The organism is uncultured Brachyspira sp., assembly GCF_910588665.1.
Taxonomy (GTDB): Bacteria; Spirochaetota; Brachyspiria; order Brachyspirales; family Brachyspiraceae; genus Brachyspira.
Genome location: NZ_CAJUPR010000007.1, coordinates 144,526 through 152,863, shown reverse-complemented (window position 1 = coordinate 152,863; position 8,338 = coordinate 144,526). Strand labels below are relative to the sequence as shown.

At 28.5% G+C, this 8,338-nt stretch carries 8 protein-coding genes; 6 read left to right on the top strand and 2 right to left on the bottom strand.

All coding sequences use genetic code 11. From position 1 onward, the window contains the following. Window positions 1-576: restriction endonuclease subunit S (locus QZ306_RS07075; protein WP_295162508.1), on the bottom strand; the 576-nt coding region annotated here is incomplete at its 3' end. 134 nt (window positions 577-710) lie between these two features. Then, window positions 711-2,240 carry a bifunctional phosphoribosylaminoimidazolecarboxamide formyltransferase/IMP cyclohydrolase gene (gene purH / locus QZ306_RS07070; RefSeq protein ID WP_295162506.1) on the bottom strand — a complete coding sequence of 510 codons (1,530 nt, stop codon included), beginning with the start codon at window positions 2,238-2,240 and terminating at the stop codon, window positions 711-713. A gap of 156 nt (window positions 2,241-2,396) precedes the next feature. On the opposite strand from purH, the gene QZ306_RS07065 reads away from it, so the two are divergent. The 6 genes from QZ306_RS07065 to QZ306_RS07040 all read left to right on the top strand — a co-directional run bounded on the left by QZ306_RS07065 (window position 2,397) and on the right by QZ306_RS07040 (window position 8,308). Next, window positions 2,397-3,722 (top strand): ATP/GTP-binding protein, encoded by a 1,326-nt coding sequence (locus QZ306_RS07065; RefSeq protein WP_295162504.1) that lies wholly within the window; start codon window positions 2,397-2,399, stop codon window positions 3,720-3,722. Window positions 3,723-3,724: 2 nt separating this feature from the next. Continuing rightward, entirely contained in the window at window positions 3,725-4,351 is a 627-nt protein-coding gene (locus QZ306_RS07060; protein ID WP_295162502.1) for a hypothetical protein, read from the top strand. A 121-nt stretch (window positions 4,352-4,472) separates the two neighbouring features. After that, window positions 4,473-5,579, top strand: coding sequence for a hypothetical protein (locus QZ306_RS07055; protein WP_295162501.1), 1,107 nt, complete (start codon window positions 4,473-4,475; stop codon window positions 5,577-5,579). A 172-nt stretch (window positions 5,580-5,751) separates the two neighbouring features. Next, window positions 5,752-6,030 (top strand): hypothetical protein, encoded by a 279-nt coding sequence (locus QZ306_RS07050; RefSeq protein WP_295162499.1) that lies wholly within the window; start codon window positions 5,752-5,754, stop codon window positions 6,028-6,030. Window positions 6,031-6,106: 76 nt separating this feature from the next. After that, window positions 6,107-6,604, top strand: a complete 498-nt coding sequence (locus QZ306_RS07045; RefSeq protein ID WP_295162497.1) for an NAD(P)H-dependent oxidoreductase subunit E — start codon at window positions 6,107-6,109, stop codon at window positions 6,602-6,604. A gap of 15 nt (window positions 6,605-6,619) precedes the next feature. After that, window positions 6,620-8,308 carry a NuoF family protein gene (locus QZ306_RS07040; RefSeq protein WP_295162495.1) on the top strand — a complete coding sequence of 563 codons (1,689 nt, stop codon included), beginning with the start codon at window positions 6,620-6,622 and terminating at the stop codon, window positions 8,306-8,308. Window positions 8,309-8,338: the final 30 nt, after the last annotated feature.

Here is an 8,338-nt window from a genome sequence, read left to right as displayed (position 1 = left end):
TAGTTCATCGGCGGAAGTGAGGAAGGAGGCGATGCGGTGTTGTTCTTCTAAACTTTTAGGATATATAATAAATGTATTTTTCATATTTTTTTTATTTATGGAATATACTTTTGTACCCGTTAAAAATTTTATTAAATATTTACGATATGAAGGCGAGTTTAAATAATATCCTAAATATTTTGGTGCATATTTCATTTCAGACCTGCATAAAAAAGTATGCTGTCCTGATAATACTTTACAATCTATATTCTGAACTTCTATAGCTTTGCCTGCGCTGAAATCTTCTGCCGTATCTGCAATAATAATATCTCCGTTTTTTAAATAACTTTCTTCTCTGAATCTATTTAAATTTATATCTTCATTAATAAATGGTATTAATGAAGTATCATCTAAAATATTATTATATTTTATTAATATATCACCATAATGAATATTTTTAACGGAACCTTTATTATTATTCATTTCAGATCTTGAAAAAGTATTTGTTTGTAAAAAATTAAAATCAAATTTTTTTAATTTCCATTCATATTTAAATTTAGGGAATCTAAGTTCAGGTATTAATTTATTACTATTCATTATTACTATACTAAATTCTATAATATTTCAAAATTAATATTTTTTATTCATTTTATTTTTTAGTTAATGTATTGATAATAAAAAGCGAAGCTAATTCAATAAAATTAACTTTATTTAAAATTATGATTAAAAAATCAATGCTTAAAATGTCTTATGCCTGTAAATACCATAGCAATGCCATGCTCGTTGCAGGCGTCTATAGATTCCTTATCTCTTATAGATCCGCCCGGCTGTATTATGGCTTTTATATTATATTCGGCGCAGGCATCAACCACATCTCTGAACGGAAAGAAAGCATCTGACGCCATTACTTCGCCGTCTTCAGCACGCTTTAAAGCATCTTCGCAAGCCCATATTCTGTTTGTCTGACCGCTTCCTATGCCTTTAGCCATGAAGTCTTTTGCCACAACTATAGCATTTGATTTAGCATATTTTACAACCTTCATTGCAAATATTAAATTCTTCATCTCTTCTTCGGTAGGTTTTTTATTGGTTACAACTTTATAATCATCTGCGAAATCATTATCCTCATCTTGAACAAGAAGTCCTCCGTCAGTTTTAACAATATTTATTTTATCGCTTGTACTCGTTTTATATTTTATAACTCTTAAATTATTTTTGGTTTTTAAAATATTCAATGCTTCAGGTGTGAAGTCTTCAGCAATAACAATCTCTAAAAATATTTTAACAAGCTCTTTAGCCGAAGCCTCATCTACCGTACAGTTGAAAGCTACAATTCCTCCGAATATGGAAGTAGTATCGCAGTTATAAGTTCTGTTATAAGCTTCCAGAGCATCCGCCCCCAAAGCGGCGCCGCAGGGAGTAGAATGTTTTATTGCACAGCAGGCATATTCATTTTTATTTTTATCAAATTCAAGAACTATTTTTAAAGCTATATCCATATCCCTTATATTATTAAATGAAAGTTCTTTTCCGTTAAGCTGCTCAAAATCTTTCATAGAGCCTTTATCTACAGCCGATACATAATAGCTTGCCTTCTGATGAGGATTTTCTCCGTATCTTAATTTTTCTTTTAATGCATAAGACATATTTAAATAATTAAGTTCTTTATTATCTTTATTTTCTAAAGAATTAAACATAAACTCAGATACCGCGGCATCATAAGCGGAAGTTAAATTAAATACTTTAGAGGCTAAATATTTTTTTGTTTCAAAACTTATTCCGCCAGCCTCCATTTCTTTTTTTACCAAATCATAATCTTTAATATCGCTTATAACAGCAACATCTTTAAATGATTTAGCGGCAGATCGCAGCATCGTAGGTCCTCCTATATCTATAAACTCTATCTTTTCTTCAAATTTCAAATTATTATCCTGTACTTTGTCAAAGAACGGATAAAGATTAACTATTACCATATCTATAGGGGTTATTCCTCTTTCTTTAATAGTTTCAATATGATTAGGATTGTCTCTTACAGCTAAAATGCCCCCATGTATTTTAGGATGAAGAGTTTTTACTCTTCCGTCAAGCATTTCCTTATCTCCTGTAACTTCTGAAACTTCTATTACAGCTATATTATTTTCTTTTAAATATTTATATGTTCCGCCTGTGGAAACTATTTCAATATTCTTTGAAATTAGAAATTCGGCAAAATCCAATATACCGTCTTTATAAAATACGGATATCAACGCTCTTTTAATCATTATAAAGCCCCTATAATAGTTTTTTTATTTTTTAAATAATATTACAATTATAATATAAAATCGCCTATTGTAAAGAGCAATTATAATAAACTATTGATTTTTAGTAAATTTATGATAAAATGTCATAGAAATTAAAAAAATAATGGCTGAAATACAATGTTTACTTATGTAAAACTTAAAAATTATAAATCGTTAGTCGATTTTGAAGTAAATTTAACATCGTCAAAAAATAATCCAAAAAAAATGATCATAATTTACGGAGAAAACGGAGCAGGAAAAAGTAATTTTATAAATGCTTTTTTTACTTTATTTGACACATTGAATACAAAAATATACAAAACTGCTTTAGATAAATTTATGTTGGAAAAAATAAAAAGTAAAGACGATGAAAAGGAATTAGAACTCTTATTTAACAAAATGGTAAAAGAAAATTTTAAAATATTAGACGACATAATAAAAGAAAGTAAAACAATAGATTCCAAATATAATATGGTATTAGAATTTGGTTTTAAACTAAATGGTAAAAACGGAATATATTATATTGAAACTGACGATAAAAATATTGTAAAAGAAAAATTAGAATATGTTTTAGATAAAAATAAAACAAAATATTTTGAATTGTCAAATAAAGAAACATATATAAATAAATCTTTATTTAAGTCTGATAAATACTTCAATGAAATAAAAGATTTAATAGATAAGTTTTGGGGTAAACATTCTTTTTTATCAATACTATTATTTGAATACAAAGATAAAACTAAAAAATATATATCAAATAATATAAATAAAAACATTTTTGATGTTATTATGTATTTTTTATCAATGTCCATTCATATAAAAAATGGAAGCAATAGAGAAAAGGGAAAAATAAGCATAGATAAAAAAGTTATTCCTCAAATGTATAATGGCTATATCAAACTAAACGAAGAAGAAAAACTAAATTATATGGAAAAAATATTAGATAACTTTTTTACCTCTATCTATAGCGATATAAAAGAAGTATACTATAAAAAAGCAATAGAAGATAATAAATTACATTATAGTTTATTTTTAAAGAAACAAATATATGGAAAAATTATAGATATAGATTTTAGATTAGAATCAACAGGCACACAAAAACTGCTTGATTTATTTCCATTAATGCTGTCATCTTTGAAAAAAAATAATATAGTTGCTATAGATGAACTAGATAGCGGCATACATGATATTTTAACTGCCGAAGTGCTGAAAGCTTTATTTAAAGATATCAGAGGACAGTTTATATTGACAACACACAATACAACCATTTTAGAATATGCCATAAAAAAAGAATGTATATATATATTTAATATAGACAGCGAAGGAAAAAAAATATTAATTCCTATAACAGATTATGAAAAAGAACATCCTAATATTAATTTTAGAAAAAGATATTTAAAAGGAATTTACTCTGGAATCCCCACTATTTCAAATATAGATTTTGAAAATATATTAGAGGAATAACTATGCGCTTATATAAGGCAAATTATTTAAAAGCAATAGTTATTGTTCATGGCAAATCTGAATTACAAATGTGTAATTTTATAAAAAGTAATTTAAGATTAAAAATTGATATTATATCTAATAATAAAGGAAAACATCCTATACAAATATCAAGTATAATAAAAAGATTAAAAGGTAAAGATATTGATACGGAAGATAATTTTAAAAATACATATAAAGACGATTTAAAAATCAGAGCTAATAAAACGGTAATAGATAAAGATTTTAAAATTTTTATAATAATGGATACGGACGACTGTAAAGAAGAAGAAAAAAATAATTTTATAAATAAAAATATGTTCAAAGATTACTGGGCTTTCAATTACATAGCTCCGATTTATAACATAAAAAATTTAGAAGATGTATTAATTAAAGCAAAAATTATTAATAAAAACAATATAAAAAATAAAAAAGACTATATAAAAATATTCCCTACCAACGATAAATATATGAAAAACGATACCATACAAATAGAAGAATTTCATCAAAAACTTTTAAAAGTAAAAGATATTTCAAATATGCATGTATTTATTAAATTTTGCTTAGACAATAAACATATACATAAAAAAATCGGTTTTAAGAGTTTATAAACTCAATTTTTTATGCAGATATATATGCTATTATAGTTGTAATTTTATGTTAACTATGATATATTAGTTTTCGTATTATTTTATCTATTTTTAATTTTTCATTAAAAATAAGGGTAAGCCTATGAAACATTTCATTCCTTATTATATAATATCTTTAATAACAGTATTCTCAAATTTATATGCAGATACAACTGTAGATTTCAGATTATTTACAAGTTCCTATGCATATAATGCCGAAAACACTTTATGGCAGGATACAAGAACAACATTAACATATTTTGAAAATTTTACCGAAGGTGCTTTTGATATAAGGTTTAATAATTTTATAAGTTTAAGATTAGGCGCTGCGGTATTCTTTCCGTTTACATTTGAATTTCCTCAAGGAATAAGAGTATTTCCTATAGTTACAACTCAGCTGTCCAATGAATATATTTCTCTGAAAATAGGAACTATGACAGGCGGCCATAATCTGCCTTCTCCTATAAGAGATCCTTTAATGGATATGACTCCTGTAGTCCGCTCAACACCAGACAATACTTTAATAGCTAAAGGTCCTGAAAAGTACAAATACAATGAAGCTTTCACGCATGGATTTTATGAGTACGGAGCTTCTTTTGAATGGTTTAAAGGAGGCAAAGGAGAAGTATATATGAATTGGCAGATACAGCATAATGCAAAACACAGAGAAAGATTCGATGTCGGCGTTATATATGCTTTGGATTTCGCCCATGAAATAGCAACTCCTTATTTATCAGTACATTATTGGCATAACGGAGGACATGAATATCCGTTTGTTGAGGGCTCTCCTGCAATTACAGAAAACTATGTCGGCTCTATAGGAATTAATAGTTATTATCTGTCTATACTTTATATGGCATCGTATAATCTTTCCGACAGAGACAATCAAAAAGGAGTATTCGGTCATGGAATTTTCTTAAGAGGAACAATACCTGTTTTGAATTATTTTGAAATAGAGCCTATAATATTTGTTTCGGGGTGGTATCTAAATAAAAATCATAAATTCATAAGTGTTGAAGGGGATCCTTTTTACAGAGTTCCCTTCTATTTAGGGCTCAATATAAGAAAAGACTTCATATTTGAAAACGGCATAGTTTTAGGACTAGGCTTTGTTAACGGATTATTTCTCAATGAAAAAAATGAAATAGGAATAAGATACGATCAAACTCTGAACTTTGATTTTACATATTTGGTGCCTATAAAAAAATAAAATAAATTTATATAAAAACTTCATTTGGTAAAGCAAAAAATAAAAAAATTTTATAATAATATAGGAGTAATATCTGATGAAAAGCAATTTACAGCATTGCAGTTAATGATTTAAAAGTAAAGTATAAAGATGATAAAGAAGTTCCAGCCCAAGTATTAATGCAGGGGATCCTATGGAATTTGATTATACATCTATAAGCGATTATTATTACAGTCAGATGTGGGATATAAAAGGACCCAAAGAATTAATAAAAAATCTCAATTATGAAATAATGATCAGCGATTTTTTGGCGTCAGGACTCAATTACAAAGACAGAACGGCTCTTTTAAATAATTGGCTTTATACAGCATTAAAACTATTTGACAGCGGCATAGCCGTATATAACGAACAAAGCGGAAAACTTCTTTATTTTCAAATTTTATATAAAAAAATACTATATATAGAATTATAATATTGAAATTGAACATATTTTTTGCTATAATATCATAGTTTAAATTTAATTTATATTGTATTAATGGAGGTATATAATGAGCGAAGATATTTCTCTTTTAACAAAAGAAGAAATTGCTGATGAAATAAAATCATTAGTTTCAAAATGGAAAGAGGCTGAAGGAAATCTTATGATGATCTGTCATGGTATTCAAAAACATTACGGCTATGTTCCTAGAAATGTGGCTAAATATGTGTCTGAAGAAATAAATATACCGCTTGCAAGAATTTATGAAATTCTTACATTTTATAATTATTTCACCTTAGAACCGCCTGCAGAAAATAATATAGGCGTATGTATGGGTACGGCTTGTTATTTGAAAGGCGGCGGACAGCTGGTAGATGAAATTAAGAAAAAATTAAATCTTAAAGGAGATCAAAAATACTCTGCCAATAGAAAATATAAACTTGAAGAGGTTAGATGTATAGGCTGCTGCGGATTAGCTCCTGTCATAACATTTAATGAGGAAGTTTCAGGAAGGGTTACAGCTGAAGATATAGCTAAATTCATAAAAAATGATAAAGATAAAAAATAATAATGGAGAGTAATAATGAGTGAAAAATTAGACAGAAAAAAACTGGAAGAACATAGACTTAATAAAGCTAAAGAAATCGAATTAAGAAAAGGCATAGAATCTTCTGCATCTCATAAATATCATATACTCGTATGCGGCGGTACTGCATGCGAATCAAATAAAAGCGATGAGATAGTAAAATTATTAAGAGAATATGCGGAAAAAAACGGTATAGGCGAAGAAGTATTAGTTGTAAAAACAGGATGTTTTGGTTTCTGCAGTCATGGACCTGTTGTTAAAATTATGCCTGAAAGAGTTTTTTATACACATGTAAAACCAAAGCATGCCAAAGATATCATAGAAAAGCATATAATGAAAAAAGAACTTATATTAAAAATTTTATATAAGGAACAAAGAGAACATAGAGATTTTTCAAAAGAAATTAACTTCTATCAAAAACAAAGAAGAATAGTATTGAAAAACTGCGGTATGATAGATCCTGAAAATATAGATGAATATATAGGTAATGACGGATACATGGCACTTTCTAAGGTATTATTTGAAATGACGCCTGATAAAGTTCTTAAAGAAATTGAGATTTCAGGACTTAGAGGACGCGGAGGAGCGGGATTTCCTACTTGGAAAAAATGGAGCTTTACAAAAAATGCAGAATCTGATCAGAAATATATAGTATGCAATGCTGATGAAGGAGATCCGGGCGCATATATGGATAGAAGTATATTAGAAGGAGATCCTCATTCCGTAATAGAAGCTATGACCATAGCAGGATATACTATAGGAGCAAGCAAAGGTTATATATATATAAGAGCAGAATACGGACTTGCTGTGGAAAGAGTAAAAACAGCCCTCAGGCAGGCTTATGATTACGGTTTGCTCGGCGATAAAATTCTAGGCAGTAATTTCTCTTTTGATTTGGATATCAGACTTGGCGCAGGAGCTTTTGTATGCGGAGAAGAGACAGCACTCTTAGCTTCTATAGAAGGCAACAGGGGAACTCCGAGACCAAGACCACCTTTCCCTGTTGTAAGAGGATTATTTGAATATCCTACCGTTATTAATAATGTTGAAACTTTAGCAAATATTACAGCTATTATTAATCAGGGAGGAGAATGGTTTGCATCTATCGGAACTGAAAATTCAAAAGGAACTAAAGTATTTGCTTTAACAGGAAATGTTAATGTCTCAGGACTTGTGGAAGTGCCTATGGGAACTACTATAAGGGAAATAGTATTTGATATAGGCGGAGGAATACCTAATGACAAGTTTGTAAAAGGCGTTCAAACAGGAGGACCTTCTGGAGGTATAATACCTGAAGAATTATTCAGTACTAATATAGATTTTGATAATTTGGTTAATTTAGGCTCTATGATGGGTTCAGGAGGTATGATAGTAATTGATGAAGATACGAGTATGGTTGATTTCTCTAAATTCTATCTAGGTTTCTGTGTTGAGGAAAGCTGCGGAAAATGTGTCCCTTGCAGAGTTGGAGGTATGCAAATGTTAAAAATTCTAGAGAAATTTACTAAAAAAAGAGCTAAAGAAGAGGATATACAAAAATTAAAAGATATAGCTCTCACTATGATAAAAGCTTCATTATGTTCTTTAGGTGCAACAGCTCCTAATCCTGTAATGTCAACTTTAAAACATTTTGAAGAAGAGTATAGAGCAGGCATATTTACTCCTCCTATTCCTAAGAAAAATTAAAAAATAGTCAGATATTATAATATAAAAAGA

Coding starts and splice junctions, on each gene's coding strand:
- QZ306_RS07045 (WP_295162497.1), top strand. CDS start 6,107: ATGAGCGAAGATATTTCTCTTTTAACAAAAGAAGAAATTGCTGATGAA.
- QZ306_RS07040 (WP_295162495.1), top strand. CDS start 6,620: ATGAGTGAAAAATTAGACAGAAAAAAACTGGAAGAACATAGACTTAAT.
- QZ306_RS07065 (WP_295162504.1), top strand. CDS start 2,397: ATGTTTACTTATGTAAAACTTAAAAATTATAAATCGTTAGTCGATTTT.
- QZ306_RS07050 (WP_295162499.1), top strand. CDS start 5,752: ATGGAATTTGATTATACATCTATAAGCGATTATTATTACAGTCAGATG.
- purH (WP_295162506.1), bottom strand. CDS start 2,240: ATGATTAAAAGAGCGTTGATATCCGTATTTTATAAAGACGGTATATTG.
- QZ306_RS07060 (WP_295162502.1), top strand. CDS start 3,725: ATGCGCTTATATAAGGCAAATTATTTAAAAGCAATAGTTATTGTTCAT.
- QZ306_RS07055 (WP_295162501.1), top strand. CDS start 4,473: ATGAAACATTTCATTCCTTATTATATAATATCTTTAATAACAGTATTC.